General features: G+C 62.5%; 16 protein-coding genes and 2 pseudogenes. 4 read left to right on the top strand and 14 right to left on the bottom strand.

Annotated features, from left to right (window positions below):
* The 4 genes and pseudogenes from WEA77_RS11765 to WEA77_RS11750 form a co-directional block, all read right to left on the bottom strand.
* Positions 1–439 (bottom strand): hypothetical protein (locus WEA77_RS11765; protein ID WP_368068074.1); only part of this gene is annotated, 439 nt, incomplete at its 3' end.
* 55 nt (positions 440–494) lie between these two features.
* Positions 495–959, bottom strand: a pseudogene (locus WEA77_RS11760) (flavodoxin family protein); the annotation flags it as partial.
* A gap of 252 nt (positions 960–1211) precedes the next feature.
* Positions 1212–2807 carry a phosphoglycerate dehydrogenase gene (gene serA / locus WEA77_RS11755; RefSeq protein WP_368068073.1) on the bottom strand — a complete coding sequence of 532 codons (1596 nt, stop codon included), beginning with the start codon at positions 2805–2807 and terminating at the stop codon, positions 1212–1214.
* A 125-nt stretch (positions 2808–2932) separates the two neighbouring features.
* Positions 2933–4096 (bottom strand): phosphoserine transaminase, encoded by a 1164-nt coding sequence (locus tag WEA77_RS11750; RefSeq protein ID WP_368068077.1) that lies wholly within the window; start codon positions 4094–4096, stop codon positions 2933–2935.
* Positions 4097–4287: 191 nt separating this feature from the next.
* Between WEA77_RS11750 and WEA77_RS11745 the strand changes: the two genes are divergently transcribed.
* Positions 4288–5124 (top strand): TauD/TfdA dioxygenase family protein, encoded by an 837-nt coding sequence (locus WEA77_RS11745; protein ID WP_368068072.1) that lies wholly within the window; start codon positions 4288–4290, stop codon positions 5122–5124.
* Here the strand turns inward: WEA77_RS11745 and WEA77_RS11740 are convergent.
* Entirely contained in the window at positions 5121–5678 is a 558-nt protein-coding gene (locus WEA77_RS11740; RefSeq protein WP_368068076.1) for a lysoplasmalogenase family protein, read from the bottom strand. The two genes, WEA77_RS11745 and WEA77_RS11740, sit on opposite strands and share 4 nt — an antisense overlap.
* Before the next feature lie 101 nt (positions 5679–5779).
* A complete protein-coding gene (locus WEA77_RS11735) occupies positions 5780–6181 on the bottom strand; it encodes a YkvA family protein (RefSeq protein WP_368068071.1) in 402 nt (133 codons plus the stop codon).
* A gap of 92 nt (positions 6182–6273) precedes the next feature.
* Here WEA77_RS11735 and WEA77_RS11730 point away from each other — a divergent pair, with 92 nt between their 5' ends.
* Complete coding sequence (locus WEA77_RS11730) at positions 6274–7053, top strand: SDR family NAD(P)-dependent oxidoreductase (protein ID WP_291199607.1); 780 nt, start codon at positions 6274–6276, stop codon at positions 7051–7053.
* 120 nt (positions 7054–7173) lie between these two features.
* Here the strand turns inward: WEA77_RS11730 and WEA77_RS11725 are convergent, their stop codons facing one another.
* Positions 7174–7641: a MaoC family dehydratase gene (locus WEA77_RS11725; RefSeq protein WP_368068069.1), complete on the bottom strand. Its 468-nt coding sequence runs from the start codon at positions 7639–7641 to the stop codon at positions 7174–7176.
* Positions 7642–7777: 136 nt separating this feature from the next.
* Here WEA77_RS11725 and WEA77_RS11720 point away from each other — a divergent pair, with 136 nt between their 5' ends.
* Complete coding sequence (locus tag WEA77_RS11720; protein WP_368068068.1) at positions 7778–8455, top strand: nitroreductase; 678 nt, start codon at positions 7778–7780, stop codon at positions 8453–8455.
* A gap of 195 nt (positions 8456–8650) precedes the next feature.
* Here the strand turns inward: WEA77_RS11720 and WEA77_RS11715 are convergent.
* The 5 genes and pseudogenes from WEA77_RS11715 to WEA77_RS11695 all read right to left on the bottom strand — a co-directional run.
* Positions 8651–8968: pseudogene (locus WEA77_RS11715) on the bottom strand (DUF4199 domain-containing protein); the annotation flags it as partial.
* A gap of 247 nt (positions 8969–9215) precedes the next feature.
* Positions 9216–9680, bottom strand: a complete 465-nt coding sequence (locus WEA77_RS11710; RefSeq protein WP_368068067.1) for a LuxR C-terminal-related transcriptional regulator — start codon at positions 9678–9680, stop codon at positions 9216–9218.
* 90 nt (positions 9681–9770) lie between these two features.
* Positions 9771–10526, bottom strand: a complete 756-nt coding sequence (locus tag WEA77_RS11705) for a VWA domain-containing protein (RefSeq protein ID WP_368068066.1) — start codon at positions 10524–10526, stop codon at positions 9771–9773.
* A 160-nt stretch (positions 10527–10686) separates the two neighbouring features.
* The gene (locus tag WEA77_RS11700) at positions 10687–11370 is read right to left on the bottom strand and encodes a VWA domain-containing protein (RefSeq protein WP_368068065.1); all 684 of its coding nucleotides are present in this window, start codon (positions 11368–11370) and stop codon (positions 10687–10689) included.
* Positions 11371–11482: 112 nt separating this feature from the next.
* The gene (locus WEA77_RS11695; protein WP_368068064.1) at positions 11483–12373 is read right to left on the bottom strand and encodes an acyl-CoA desaturase; all 891 of its coding nucleotides are present in this window, start codon (positions 12371–12373) and stop codon (positions 11483–11485) included.
* Between the two features lie 230 nt (positions 12374–12603).
* Here WEA77_RS11695 and WEA77_RS11690 point away from each other — a divergent pair, with 230 nt between their 5' ends.
* Positions 12604–13800 (top strand): hypothetical protein, encoded by a 1197-nt coding sequence (locus tag WEA77_RS11690; RefSeq protein WP_368068063.1) that lies wholly within the window; start codon positions 12604–12606, stop codon positions 13798–13800.
* Here the strand turns inward: WEA77_RS11690 and WEA77_RS11685 are convergent.
* Both WEA77_RS11685 and WEA77_RS11680 read right to left on the bottom strand, forming a co-directional pair.
* A complete protein-coding gene (locus WEA77_RS11685) occupies positions 13782–14822 on the bottom strand; it encodes a lysine-2,3-aminomutase-like protein (RefSeq protein ID WP_368068062.1) in 1041 nt (346 codons plus the stop codon). The genes WEA77_RS11690 and WEA77_RS11685 overlap by 19 nt on opposite strands.
* Positions 14819–15339 (bottom strand): amino acid--tRNA ligase-related protein (locus WEA77_RS11680; RefSeq protein WP_368068061.1); only part of this gene is annotated, 521 nt, incomplete at its 5' end. The genes WEA77_RS11680 and WEA77_RS11685, both read right to left, overlap by 4 nt.

The raw sequence follows: 15339 nt of genomic DNA, 5'->3' as shown, positions 1-15339 counted from the left end.
CCAGACTGGTGCGGAACAGATCGCGCGAGCCGAAATAAACTTTGCTCCGGGAAATAGGATCATTGCGGGGATCGCCCTGCGGAAAGCGAAAATCCAGCTCACCGTCGTGGATGACGTATCCGACACCTGGCTCGAAGGCCCATCCTTCGGCGAAGCCCCAGCGCCATTGCAGGCCGGCGCCGCCATAGCTGGTATCCCCGGCGGTGTTGACACTGGCGATGACATAAGGGCGCGGGCTGCCGATCAGGTTGAACAGCTCCGGCGAAGCAAACACCGCCTCGCCGTTGAGGTCGGGACCGTCTTCCTTTCCGGCATTGTCGCAGTCGGTCACGCAAACGTTGTGCGTCGTCAGGCCGAGGCGAACTTCCTCCACCAACTGGGCAGAAGCGGTCGCGGCCGGGAGCACGGCGAGCGCGAGGGAGAAAGCGACACGGCGCATGGACGCTCCTTCATCACAACAAGCTATGAGGCATCGCGCCCATGCGCCCCATTCGTCAAGCCAGTTCAAGCTGCGCCGGAACGCGGGCCCAGCGGAGGGTGGCTTCGGCGACACGCTTTCCGAACAGCTCGGCGGTTTCAAGCTCGAAGCGGTCAGGCGTCTGTTCGGCGGGCAAGTCCGTCAGGGCCTGCACGGCGAGGCCGAGGAAATGACCCGCGCGGTTATGTGCCGTTGCGAAGTCACTCTTCGACGAATTGTAGCCGCTCGGAATGTCGTTACCGACCCAGACCATGCCCTGCTGTGCCGCGAGGGTTGCCAGCTGTTGCGGTGCGCCGGTCTTGTCGCCCGAAAGCGAGCCTGAGACGGTTAAGCCGGCGGCGATCTTGCTGGCCAAGGCCGGGCTGAACGAGGCTTTCGAGGTGGCATCAATGAAGGTTTTCATTACGCCCGAGACCGAGCTCATATAGGTCGGCGCGCCGAAAATGATGGCGTCAGCCCTGGCAAGTTCATCCCGCGGTCCCTGATCAGGCGCGGCGAGTTCCTCTGCCTTGTAAAGGCGTACTTCAGAGGCGCGCGCGCAGGCGTCGCCCTTGCGGACATACTCGGCAACCTTGGCCGTGTGGCCTTAGCCAGAACGATAGACGATCGCGATTATGGCCATGATGGGCCCCTTCTCTGTTAATCGCCAACAGATGGGGCGGGTGACCGGATGATCAGCCCGCCCCTGAGGCATATCATCTATACCGTCCGTGTATGGACGGTCCAGGCGCTGTTAGAAGCTCAGCACTTTCACATAACGAACCTGCGGCAGGGCATCGAGTTTTTCGATGACCGAAGCCGGTGGCAGGGAGTCGATGCCGATGAGGGCGATGGCTTCGCCGCCAGCGGCCTGGCGGCCGAGGTGGAAGGTGGCGATGTTGACCTTGGCTTCGCCCAGCATCTGGCCGAGCGCGCCGATGAAGCCCGGCTTGTCGATATTGTTGACGTAGAGCGTGACCGGTGAAAAATCGCCCTCCAGCGCCATGCCTTTCACTTCGACGATGCGCGGCTTGCCGCCGATCAGCGCGCCGGCGAGCGTTCGCCAGCCGCCTTCGGGCGAATTCTTCGTTGCCTTGGTTTTCACCTTGATGCGAATGAGACTATCATAGACCGGGCTCGTCTCGGTCTTGGTCTCGGTCAGCTTGATCCCGGCCTCTGCGAGCACAGCCGGGGCGGAGACCATGTTCACATCGCCGCGCGAGGCTCGAAGGAGGCCCGCGAGCAAGGCGGCGGTGACCGGCTTGCGGTTGAGGTCAGAGACTTCGCCCTCATACTCGATGACGACTTCGTCATATCCGTAATCGGAGATTTGCCCGGCAAAGCTGCCGAGTTTCTCGGCAAGCGCCGCAAAGGGCTTCAGGCGCGGCGCTTCCTCGGCGGTGACAGAGGGCATGTTCAGCGCGTTGGTGACGGCGCCAGTCAGGATATAGTCCGCCATCTGCTCGGCAACCTGCAGGGCAACGTTCTCCTGAGCCTCGACCGTGGCGGCGCCAAGGTGGGGCGTGGCGACAAAGTTCTTCGCGCCGAAGAGGACATTTTCCTTTGCGGGCTCGACCGCGAACACGTCAAACGCCGCACCGGCAAGGTGGCCGCTTTCCAGGAGGTCGCGCACAGCCGCTTCATCGACGAGACCGCCGCGCGCGCAGTTGACGAGGATCACGCCCTTTTTGGTTTTCTCAAGAGCCTCGCGCGACAGCACGTTTTTCGTTTGCTCCGTAAGCGGAACATGCAGCGTAATCACATCGGCCCGCTTCAGAAGTTCGTCCAACTCGACTTTCTCAACGCCAAGCTCAACAGCCCGTTCTTCAGTCAGGAAAGGGTCATACGAGACGACGCGCATCTTGAGCCCGATGGCGCGCTCTGCGACGCGGCTGCCGATATTGCCGCAGCCGATGAGGCCGAGCGTCTTGTACGACACTTCGAGACCCATATAGCCGGACTTCGGCCACTTGCCGGCCTGCGTATCATTATTGGCTGCCGGGATCTGGCGGGCGGCGGCAAACATCATCGCGATGGCGTGCTCGGCCGTGGTGATGGCATTGCCGAAGGGTGTGTTCATTACGACGACGCCCTTGGCGGTTGCGGCCTTGATGTCGATATTGTCGACGCCGATACCGGCGCGGCCGATGACCTTGAGATTGGTCGCGGCGGCGATCACGTCGGCGTCCGGCTTGCAGGCTGAGCGCACGGCAAGGCCGTCATATTGCGGAATGATCTTGATCAGGTCTTCCTTGGACAGACCAACCTTGATGTCGGTTTCGATGCCGCGCGCCTTGAAGATTTCGACGGCGGCGGGGGAGAGCGTATCTCCGATGAGGACTTTAGGCATTTCAGTTTCCTTGGGAGTGTCATCCCGGCCGTAGCGTAGCGGAGAGCCGGGACCTTGTTCAGGATTGTACAGAGAGAAGGTCCCGGCTCACGCCGCCTTTGGCCGCTGGCCGGGATGACATATCTCTACGAAAGTTTCGCCGCTTCTTCCTCGAAGGCCCAGTCGAGCCAGGGGAGAAGTTTCGAGACATCCGAAGGCTCCACCGAGCCGCCGCACCATATGCGCAGGCCGGGAGGGGCCTTGGCATAGCCGGCGGCGTCATAGCAGGCGTTCTCGGACTCGAGGCGCTTGATCATTTTTTTGATGAAGTCGCGCTGGCCGGCTTCATCGAGCGCGGTGACGCGCGGGTCGACGATCCTGAAGGTGACGCCGGTGTTCGAGCGCACCGACCTGTCCGCACAGAGGAACTGGACCCAGTCGGTCTTGCCTTCCCAATCCGTCAGGGTACGGAGGCTGTCGTCCGAGCGCTCTTTCAGCCTCTTCCAGCCGCCGAGCCGCTCGACCCAGTCGAGCGCCTGCAGGTAGTCTTCGACGCAAAGCATGGACGGCGTGTTGATAGTGGCGCCTTCGAAGAGTTCCTCGTCGAGCTTGCCGCCCTTGGTCATGCGGAAGAGCTTCGGCAGCGGGCGGTCCGGCGTATAGCTTTCGAGGCGCTTCACGGCGTTGGGCGAGAGGATGAGCATGCCGTGGGCCGCTTCGCCGCCAAGGCATTTCTGCCAGCTATAAGTGACCACATCGAGCTTTTCCCACTCGATGTCCTGGCTGAAGGCGGCGGACGTTGCATCGCAGATCACGACACGGTCGGGGTTCGGCTTGATCCAGTCGGCATTCTTCACGCGCACGCCCGAAGTGGTGCCGTTCCAGGTGAAGATGATGTCGGCATCGTCACGGGCTTTCGAGAAGTCCGGCAGGGCGCCGTAGTCGGCGACATAGGTCTTGCAATCGGCGAGCTTGAGCTGCTTGGTCGCGTCCGTGACCCAGTCGGAGCCGAAGCTTTCCCAGGCGAACACATCGACCGGCTTGGCGCCGAGCATCGACCACATGCACATCTCGACCGCGCCGGTGTCGGAAGCAGGCACGATGGCAACCCGGTAGCCTTCCGGCAGGCCGAGGATCAGCTTGGTACGATCAATTGCAGCTTTGAGTTTCTTCTTGGCATCACCCGAGCGGTGCGACCGGCCGAGGGCGGCGGTCACCAGGTTCTGCAGGGCGAAATCGGGATATTTTGCGGTGGGGCCCGAGGAAAAATGCGGGCACGCCGGGCGCACGACCGGCTTTGCGGTGGTCATCGTCATCTGTTTTACTCCTATCCTCACAGATAGGCTGGGCGCCGTTGGGGGCGCCTGGCCCGCGGCTGCATTCGCATATTTCGCGGGCCTCCACCAGTGGGATTTTCCGGAGGCCAGCGGGACTGAGCCTGCAGTTTCTCTCAATCGAGGGATTTCTTGCGCCTTTGGCGAACCGGTGGTTGATTGGGCGCATGAGCCTCGAAATCATCCCCCTGTCCGGCACGCTGGGCGCTGAAATCTTCGGTCTGGACCTGCAGTCCGGCCTGTCGAATGCCGAGTTTGACCGGGTGCACCAGGCCTTCCTCGATCACAAGGTGATCGTAATGAGGGGTCAGAAGAGCCTGCAGCCAGAACAGCACAAGGCCTTCGCCCGCCGCTTCGGCACGCTAAACATTCACCCCTATGTGAAGGGGATGAAGGATCATCCGGAACTCCTCGAGATCGTCAAGGAGAAGGAGGACAAGGTGAATTTCGGAGGCGGCTGGCACACAGACATGAGCTTCGAGGAGACCCCTGCCCTCGGCTCTATCCTGCACGCCATCGAGATGCCGCCCTACGGCGGGGATACTCTGTTTGCCGACCAGCAGGCTGCGTATGATGCGCTGTCAACAGGCCTCAAGGAAACACTAGCGGGCCTTAAAGCCGTGCACTCGGCAAGCCGTGAGTACGGCGTACACGGAACGTCTGCGATGTCGCGCAAGTCGATGGACACGTCGATGGTCGAGACAGCGCCGGAATACGAACATCCCGTGGTGCGCACCCATCCGGAAACCGGCCGCAAGGGCCTGTATGTGAACCCCGCCTTCACGCTGCGCTTTTCCGGCTGGTCGACGCGGGACAGCAAGCCGCTGCTGGACTACCTGTTCCACCATTCGCGCGAAGAACGCCTCACCTGCCGGGTGCGCTGGCAGGCGGGCGACGTGACGATGTGGGACAATCGTTGCACATGGCACTATGCGCTGAACGATTATCCGGGCCACCGGCGGCATATGCGCCGCGCCACGGTGAATGGCGACAAGCCCTTTTAGGAAGGCACCCCGATCAGTCCGAGTGTGATCGCCGCCTGCCCGAAAAAGTACAGGAACCAGACCGCGTAGGATGCCGGTTTGTTTGACGGTGCTCCGGCTGGCCGGCAGAACAGCTGGTGGGCGAGGATAGAGTCTGACGCGATGAACATCAGTGCACCAACCGTCACCAGGCGCTGTTCGCCCGGCAGCGCGAGAGCCGCAGCGCCCATCATCAGGATGACCGCACCATAGAGGATGACCGGCACGCGCATCGGCTTGCCGACCCAGGGCACCAGCCAGCGGATGTAGAAAGCGCCGCCGAACACGAGCGCGGCCTGTCCGATCTTCACCAGCAAGCTCCAGGCATCGCCGCCCTGCCCGACCTGCCAGAGAAGAACCACATAGAAGACATGCGCGAGGAAGAAAGCGCCCATGCCCGGCAGCAGCCAGCGTTCGGGCTTCCCGGCGAGGAAGGCGTCACCGACCGCCGAGGCGAGGAGCGCGGCCCAGAGAAGCCAGGAGCCGCCAGCCGCATAGGCAATACCGGCGAGGATCACGACACCGGAGACCTTCAGCAGGGTTCGTGCGGGGCCGTCGCCGCGCCAGCTGTAAATTAATCCATAGGCCAGCGCGGCGAGGCTGGCTGTTCCGAGCGCTGCCCAGAGGACCTGCGCGCTCAGGTGGCACCTCCCAGCGGCTCCGGCAGGCGCAGGAGGCGGCGGGCCATCCCGCGGTGGCGTTCTTTCACATGCGCCCCAACCACGCTGAGGGCGGTTGCCAGCACGGTTGCGTCATCGGTGAAGCCAAGCCCGGCGATCACATCGGGCAGCATGTCAACTGGCATGACAAAATAGGCCACAGCCGCAAACAGCACCGCCTTAGCCTTCACCGGCGTCAACGGGTCGCGGGCACAGTAATAGGCGCTCGCCAGATCGTCGGCGAACGGGATATGACCTGCAATCCGCAGCAGCTTCGGAATGAGGCCCCGCGCCGTGCGTTCATTGCGCTGGATCGACTTGGGCAGGTAGACCCCGCCCTCGCCTTTCACCGTGTTGATGATTTCCGCTGCGTCAGACATTGCGCTCTCCTAAGGGTATTATAGTTCACTGCGGTCATCGCCGAAAGCAAGGTCCTCAGATGGGCCAATTCACATCAAGGAGGGCAGCGCCCATGGAACTGAATTCGAACATTTCCGCCGTCATTACCGGCGGCGCCTCGGGCCTCGGGGCTGCAACGGCCCGCAAACTGGCTTCCTATGGCGTGAAAGTCGCGCTGTTCGACCTGAACGCCGAAAAAGGCGAAGCCCTCGCCAAGGAACTCGGCGGCGTCTTCTGCAACGTCAACGTCACCGACGAAGCCTCGGTCGATGCCGGCTTTGCCAAATCGCGCGCTGCCATCGGCCAGGAGCGCATCCTGATCAACTGCGCCGGCACAGGCAATGCCATCAAGACGGCCAGCCGCAACAAGGAAACCGGCCAGCCGGAACACTTCCCGCTCGATAAGTTCAATCTGATCATCCAGATCAACCTCGTCGGCACCTTCCGCTGCATCGCGAAATCGGCCGCCGGCATGCTGACGCTCGACCCGATCGACGGCGAGCGCGGCGCCATCGTCAACACCGCTTCGGTGGCTGCTGAAGACGGCCAGATCGGCCAAGCCGCCTACTCAGCCTCCAAAGGCGGGGTTGTCGGCATGACCCTGCCGATCGCGCGCGACCTGAGCCGCGACTTCATCCGCGTCAACACGATCCTGCCGGGCATTTTCAACACGCCGCTGCTGGCCGCTGCGCCGGAGCCAGTGAAAGCCGCGCTTGGCGCGCAGGTCCCGCATCCGGCCCGCCTCGGCAATCCGGAAGAATATGCCTCGCTGGCTGTCGAAATGTGCCGCAACGCATACTTCAACGGCGAAGACGTCCGCCTCGACGGCGCAATCCGCATGGCGCCGCGCTGATTTGATTGCTCGCAGCTGTTGCCGCCTGAGGGCGGGGCGGCTGCGCCTTCGCCTTGGTCGTGGGGCTCTCCTCACAAAAGTCAGTGAAGCCCGCTCTCCGGAGCGGGCTTTTTCTTTTTTCTACTCAATCGGCTGAGACGGATCGCGGACGCGGATCAGGCCGTTGCCGATCATCGTCATGACCACTTCGCCGTGCTGGTTGAACACAGTCTGGCGGGATTTCGTGAGGCCCATTTCCGGGCGTGATTTTGACCGGCGCTTTTCGATCAGCTCGACCTCCACGGACAATTCATCCCCCGGATAAACGGGTTTCACCCACCTGAGTTCATCGAGGCCCGGCGAACCAAGCCCGGCGGTTGGTTCGCCGTCCCTCCATGTGTCGACCATCATGCGCATCGCCATGGCGCCGGTGTGCCAGCCGGAGGCTGAGAGCCGGCCGAAGAAGGTGTTCTTGGCGGCCTCGTCATCGAGATGGAAGGGCTGGGGATCATACTTCAAGGCAAACTCGATCACCTCTTCGCGGGTCACCTTGTAGGTGCGCGAGGAACGCGTGCGCGTACCAACCACCATGTCCTCGAAATACCGCATGCGCCCTGCCCTTTGCCTTCAAGCCTGAACCGTATTTGCCGGATCGCCTGCGCTTGCCAAGCCTGACCCAGCGGGAGGGGGTGCACAGGCCAATCGGCGCGCTAGAACAGGGCCCAGACCGCGACAGGAGTATGATGTGGAATTCGATGACGTTGTGCGGGGCCGCCGCAGCATTCGGGGCTACCAGAAGAAACCTGTACCAAAAGCGCTGATCCGGGAAATCCTCGAGATCGCGATGCGGGCGCCGACTTCGCTCAACACGCAGCCCTGGAACTTCTATGTGGTTACCGGCGATGTGCTCGACCGCATCCGCGCGGGCAATGTGGAACGCAACCTTGCCGGCGTGCCGCACAGCCGCGAATTCCGGCTGGGCCCGGACTATACCGGCGACCACCGCAAGCGGCAGATAGAGGTCGCCATCCAGCTGTTCGAGGCCATGGGTATCGAGCGCGACAACAAGGAAAAACGTATGGACTGGATCTTGCGCGGCTTTCGCCAGTTCGATGCACCGGTCTCCATCGTGATCACCTATGACAAGTCGATCCAGGGCAGCGACATCGCACCGTTCGACTGCGGCGGCGTCGTCAATTGCCTCGTCAACGCCGCCTGGAACCGGGGGCTTGGCTGCGTGATCAATTCGCAGGGCATCATGCAGAGCCCGGTCGTGCGCGCCGAAGCTGGCATTCCGGATGACCAGGTGATCCAGACCTGCGTCGCGGTGGGCTGGCCGGACGACAGCTTCCCCGCGAACGCGGTCGTGTCGCGGCGCAAGTCCGTGGACGAGGCCGCGGCATTCCTCGGATTTGAGGATTAGAGTATTTGCGCCCTGATTTGGAAGCAGGGCGCTTGCTCCGTTTGTTTTATTGTCCCGGCGCTTTCGCGCACAACCGCACACACTTTTGTGCGCGCCGCGCCAGGCGGCTACGCCCCGCGCCGGCAGGAAGCGGCTGTTGCGCAGCACCAGCGCGGAGGTCAGCGAAACAATGATCCCCACCGGGAGAATCTCGGTGAACGTGATCGTGATGCGCAGGAACGGGTTCGCGTACATTTTCGCAAATGCCTCTGCCTTGGCGAGTTCAGCGGCGATCTCGGCCTCGCTGGCGCCGCCCGCCCTGGCGGCCTCGGCGAGAGGCTCGGCATAGACCGCGCCGAAATCCATGCCGCTCACGGCGAGCGAGACTTCCGAGGCGAGCGCATAGAGGACACCTGCCACGGCGCTGATGCCGAGACCCATCAGGAAGGCCGGCAGTAACTTGATGGCGCCGCCATTCACCGCATCACGCCGGTGCTTGATGGCGGGGAAAATGACGCTGAGGGCGACCAGCATCGCGGCGTAGCCGATCGCCATGCCGACGGCGCCGCTGGGCCCGCTTCCCCAAGCGTGAGGGTAAGGGCGATCACCTGGACACCTGCGATCAAGCCGGCAGTCACGCCGTTGATCAGGATGCGTTGCAACATGGGGAACTCCTTTTCGGGTTGCCTGGCAGACCTTCCGGCTTCGGCGCTCGGTCCCAATCGCCCGAAAGGGTGCTTTTTCGCCAGATCACCCGTAAATTCAGGCACGCTTGCGGATTTCAGGGCAGCAGGCCGAGTTGCCGCGCCCGTGCCAGCGCAGCCGTGCGGCGGCTGACTTCCAGCTTCTCAAGCATGCGTGCGACATGCAGTTTCACCGTGTTCGCAGACACGTTCAGCCGGGCGGCGATCTCCTTGTTGGAAAGCCCGTCCGCAATCAGCGCGATCACATCCATTTCCCGCGCGCTGAGGCGGAGGGTGCGCTGCGCGTCCCGATTGCCGTCGAAGGCTGGTGCCTCACGGCGCCCCGCGAACATCCGCGCCCCCGCCCAGACACCGAGGCCAAGGAACCCGGCGGCGATGAAGAACAGCTGGAACTCGCCGGGAAAGGTGCGCGCAAAACGCAGGTAATCGAGCCAGGTGAGCGCCAGCGCCCCGGCGGCGAGGATCGCGCCATAAAACAGGCAGGGCCGCGCGAGCGTGAACCAGCCGGACAGACGCTTTGCGCTGACTTTTAATCTGGGCATGCCGCCTCCCCTGAAGTCAGAAGGCCAGACCAAACAAATGGCCCGCTCAATTTGAGCGGGCCTCTGCATTTTCGATCGGGAGGCGAAAGCTTACTGGCCTTTGCGCTCTTTCACGCCTTCTTCGTCAGCAGCTGCGCGGTCTTGCGCGGTGAACTCGACCGCCGAGGCTGCACCCTTGCCATAGGCGCGGGCTTTCTGGGCGAGATTGTCCATCGACTCCTGCATCCGGCCCTGACCGACGGCCATAGTTTTCGAGGAGGCCATGCCGACCGCTTCAGCGTCCGAGAAGCTGGCGAATTCGGCGCCGAGGAATACGACTTCCCAGCCCTTGGCACGGGCCCGGTCGAGGGCGGCCTTGGCGCCTTTGTTGGTGAGTTCGGTGGAGGAATTCTCCAAGCCATCCGTCATGATGACGATCACCGCCTTCTGCGGATTGTCGGCTTCTGCACGGCTTATGATGCGGCCAATGGCGTCATAGAGCGGGGTCATGCCGCGAGGGTTTGCTTCGTCATTGGTGACCTTGCTCCACCTGGAGGGATCGACTTTGTCGCGCAGCACATTGAACTGGAAGCCGTCCTGATGGTCGAAGACCGCGAGCGTAACGGCGGTGTCGATGTCGGCGCCCGCGATTTCAGCCCCCGGCGCATCGGCCGCGAAGCTGTCGGCATAGGCGTTCACGGAGGTCAGTGCTTCGTCCCAGATATCCGCCATCGAGCCGGTCCGATCGAGCAGAATATAGGATTGGACCGTGTCGGACTTCGGCGGCTTCGGCAGGACCTTGGCATCCGCGGCAGCGCTGAGCGCTACAACGGCAACGGCAGCCGCAATCGAAGTGAACAGTTTCATGATTTGCTTCCCTTCCCTTGTTCGTTGAGGGAAAGCTGCGCCCCGATTGCGGCGCGTCTGTGACACGAATCCGCCGAAGCAAAGGAAAAGGGCTGCCTTTTTAGAGGCGCCCCTTCCGTTTTCTGAACAACCGTTCAGACTTCACCCGTCAGGGGACGGATCAACTGCCTTTGCGGCGTTTCACATCGTCTTCGCCGGATTCCTTGCGGTCCTGAGCGTCGAACTCCATCGAATCGGCGAGATCGAAGTAGCTCCGGCTCTTGGATGCAAGCTTGCGCATCGAGGCGTCCAGGTTTCCGGCACTGACTGCCATTGCCTTGGAGCGGATGACACCGACCGCTTCAGCGTCTGCAAACTTTCCGAACTCGGCGCCAAGGAAGACAACTTCCCAGCCCTTGGCACGGGCCCGGTCGAGCGCCGCTTTCGCGCCGTCCTTGTTCACTTCGCGGGACGAATTTTCCTCGCCGTCGGTCATGACGACGATCACCGCCCTCTGCGGCGCGTCGCCTTCCGCCAGCGCCACAATGCGGGCAATCGAGTCAAACAGCGGGGTCATGCCGCGCGGGCTCGCCTCTTCGTCCGTCACCTTGTTCCAGTTGGCAGCCGTGACGCTGCGGCGAAGCAGATCGAACTTCAGTCCGTCATGGTGGTCAAAGACCGCGAGTGTAACCTTGTCACTCTCGGAATGCGCGGCGCCGTTCGCAGGTTTGGTCAGCGCTTCGACATAGGCGTTCACCGAACCGAGCGCTTCGGTCCAGATGTTCGACATCGAACCTGTCCGATCAAGGAGGATGTATGCATGCGTTTTCGCCGTGGGATTGGCGTCTGGGTGTGTGCTGGTCATCGGCAGTCCTCCGTGATGCGCCCCCACGCCCCGGACAACGCAAATGGGAAAGCGCCCTCCCGGTTAAAGAGGGCGCTTCACAAAATTGTGTGCTGCAGTTGCGAAGGCCGCATCAGGCGAAGCGCGGCGCGATCTTCAGGTCGCGCACCCAGCCGATCTTCTCGAGGAAGAGCAGGACGGTGCCGTTGTAATCCACTATGCGGTTCCACACGCCCTTGCGCGGGCGGTGCAGCGCGCTTTGCGGCTCGTCATGGTGATGGTCGTGGAAGGCTTCGCCGCCGGTCAACAGCGCCATCAGGTGGTCGGCCCAGACCGGCGTCTTGAGATGGCCCAGAACGTTGATGCCGTAGACGGTAGCATGAAACTGGATCGCGCGGCCGATGATGACGCTGGCATGCAGCAGGGCCGTCAGTACCAGCGAGCCGCCGGTGGCCCAGACGATCAGGTATATGATAGCCGGGATCGCGAAATGGATGATCAGGCTCAGCTCGTTGTAGAAACGGTCCATCCAGACGACGATCGGGTGCTTTTTAAGCCAGAGCGGCATGGGGCGTTCCATGTCATTCTTGTCGCGGAACAGGATCCAGCCAACCCAGGCCCAGCGCTTGGATTCGAAGGGATTGTGGGGATCGCCCGGCTGGTCGGCGAAGCGGTGGTGCTGCGAATGGTAGTTCACCCAGTCGCGCACCCGGCCCTGCATGGCGATCATCAGGTTAATCATGGCGAGCACCTGCGCCGGCGGCGCGAGAACGCCGGCCCGGTGCTGCAGGATACGGTGCAGCGGGCCAATACCCATGTTGCACCAGAAAACGGTGAAGACGATGACCCCCAGGGCCAGCGGGAGGTACCACCAGTGGAACGTAAGCTGGCTGACGAAGATGCCAAGCAGAACGATGGTGATGAACAGTGCCACGCCGAGAACCGGATAGAATATGGCGGAGAAGAAGCTCGGGAAATCGAATGTTTTCCAGTTTTTTGGTATCGCGAGCGAGCGCGGTGTCATTGCAGGTCTTTCCTCTTTGCCCCCGCCGGCGCGTCCGGCGGCTCCCAGATTGCGGATAAGTCTCACTCTGCGCGTGTTAACACCTGATTAATGCCTGCGGCGGCCCGGTCAAAGGCGAAATAACGTCGCCAGGCGTAATCTCCTGCAAGTGTAATGTTGGCAGGACCGGGGGATGGTGACGCGGCTTGTCGTGAACGCTATGCAAGCCCAGCACGGAGCCGGGAGCCGCGATGAGTGACGAACGCCGCCTGAAAGAAACGCAGCGGGTTGCGGAGCTGCTCGGCATTCACGACGAAGTCAGTCAGGATACAACCGAAGCGCGCGTATATTGTCCGCTGCACCCAGAATGCATGGCTGGCAGGGAATACCTCACACTCAACTGGCAGCAGCGCACGTACTTCTGCTCCGGAAAAGGAGATACCGGCAGCTTGCGGTCGCTCATTGCAGCGTTGGAATCCCGGCGGGGAAGCTTTGCGCTTGTTCCGGCGCAATCCCCCGCCCCCACGGAGCCAGAAGCGCAACCTTCGTTCTCGGTTGCCCTTCGGACTGAAAATGCTGTCCTCAAAAGCCAGCCCAAGGTCTACCAACTCCAGCCGGAACAGAAACTGCCCTCCCCCGAAGAAATCCGGGCAGAGCGGGAGATCCGGCTCACCGAGGTGCGCGCTGAGCGGACGGCGCGCCGGAAGGGACAGGGCGAGAAGTCGATCATCGCGCTGCTCGCGCTGGTCTTCGTGGTCGCGGGACTTCTTGCAGCGGGTCTCTCGGGCTTTGCGAACTATCAGGCCTTCGCATCGACGCTCGTCGACCCGTTCCAGTCGATAGTGTGGGGCACGGCGGGGATCATCGCCGCCATCATTTCGTTCGGCGGCTTCACCTTCGTCTACTGGCACGCCGCCAACAAACGTTTGTGGGAAAGCCTGCGCTCGCTCGTCTTCGCACTGATCGGCGCGGGGGCCTCGATCCTCGGCACAGAAATCTATATCAGCTCCAACAATCTAAATGCGGCAGCCGAAGTGGCCAGCGCAGCAACAAATCGCGACGTTCTCGAATCGCAAATCGCCGACTGGCGGCGCCAGCTGGACGGCATTCCGCCGGAGACACGTTCCGTAGACGGACTGGAATCCTATCTCGCCGAAGTCGAGCGGGTTGGGCGCACCGAGCAGAAGCCCTACCGCGACGCGCAGAACGAGGTTGGCCTCGCCAAACGCCGCGATGACCTGATCACCAGGATCGAGGACGCAAACGCAGAGCTGCTGGGCCAGGGCTCAGGCAACATGCTGCTGCAAGCGGAGCAGCGCGCATCCTTGCCGAGCTGGCTGTTTGCCGTGTTATTGGAACTCTTTTCGAGTCAGGCAACATCCATCGGACTTGTGGCCCTCCTGATCCTGACTGGGCGGCAGAAGCCGGATCAGTCCATCAGCGGATAAATTCCTCCATCGCGGCCTCGCACCGCCCATGTGTCCCCGCGTTGCTCAACGTCAGACAGCGCCAGCGATGCCTTCGAAACACCGCCGGGAATATCAAGTACATAATGGGGCACTGCGAGGCCGGAGAGAGTGTCACGCAGCGCCCGCACGAGGCGCTGGCCTTCTTCGACCGGCACGCGGAAATGCGAAGTGCCGGGCGCTGCATCCAGCTGGTGCAGGTAGTAAGGCTTGATGCCGACCGAGAGGAAGGCGCGCATCAGGTCCGACAGGTCTTCGACCGTATCGTTCACGCCGCGCAGCAGAACCGATTGCGAAACGAGTGCGATACCCTTCCCCGCGAGAAGGCGGCAGGCTGCGATCGCGTCCGCCGTAAATTCACTGGCATGGTTGGCGTGCACGGCAAGGAATACAGCCGTTTTCCGGCTGGCAAGCGCCTCGCCATAGGCGGGCGTGATCCGGTCCGGCCGCGTGACCGGCATGCGCGTATGCCACCGGATCACTTTCACATGGACGAAGGCTTCCAGGCGCTGCGTGATCTCCCGCGCACGGGCCGCCGACAGCATCAGCGGGTCGCCGCCGGTGAGTATGACTTCAAAGATTTCCGGATGCGCGGAAACATAAGCAAAGATCGCTTCAAGGTCGGCCTTCGTAAGCGCTTCGCCCTTCTCCGGACCGACCATTTCGCGCCGGAAGCAAAAGCGGCAATAGACCGGGCAGGTCGAGGTCGCCTTGATCAGCACACGGTCCGGATATCGGTGCACGAGCCCCGGCACAGGCGAATGGCGGGCATCGCCGATCGGGTCACCGGATTCTCCGGCGCGGATGTCCAATTCCTCCGGAGACGGAACAAATTGCCGGCTGATTGCATCGTTCCGATTGCTCCGGTTGATTGCCCGTGCCAGCGGCTCCGGCAGAGCAATCGCATACGCCGCCTCAACCGCCGCGAGCTTTGGCGCAAGCGCGTCGGACACTAGGCCGGCCGCTTTCAGCGCGGCGACGGAGCGGAGTGTGGGAACAGTCATGGACGCTCCTCTAGCGGAACCGGCGTCCAGAGGACATCGGAAATCTCCCGCGCCCCGGTCGCCAGCATCACCAGCCGGTCAAAGCCGAGCGCCACGCCGCTGGCTTCCGGCATGGCGGCCACTGCCGCGATGAATTCCTCATCCAGCGGATAGCGCTGGCCATAAACGCTTTGCTTCAACGCCATTTCCTGTTCCTGCCTTGCGCGCAGGATGGCAGCGTCCGTCAGCTCCCGGTAACCATTCGCGAGTTCCACGCCGCAGGCATAAAGCTCGAACCGCTCGGCGAAGCGCGGATCGTCCGGAGCCGGACGGGACAACGCCGCCTCGCTGACGGGATATCGGTGCAGGAAGGTCAGCCGCCCCTGCCCGAGTTTCGGTTCGACGAGGTTGACGAGTACGGCCGAGAACACGTCGGTCCAGGTTGCGCCTTCCGCCGTCTCGATACCTGCCGCGCGCGCCGCGGCGGCGAGACCGGCAGCGTCCGTCAGCATTGGCACCAGATCAATCCCTGCATGAA

It is taken from the genome of Hyphomonas sp. (assembly GCF_040882205.1).
Taxonomy (GTDB): Bacteria; Pseudomonadota; Alphaproteobacteria; order Caulobacterales; family Hyphomonadaceae; genus Hyphomonas.
Note: the sequence above shows the minus strand (reverse complement) of the source record. Positions and strands in the feature narration are given on the sequence as shown.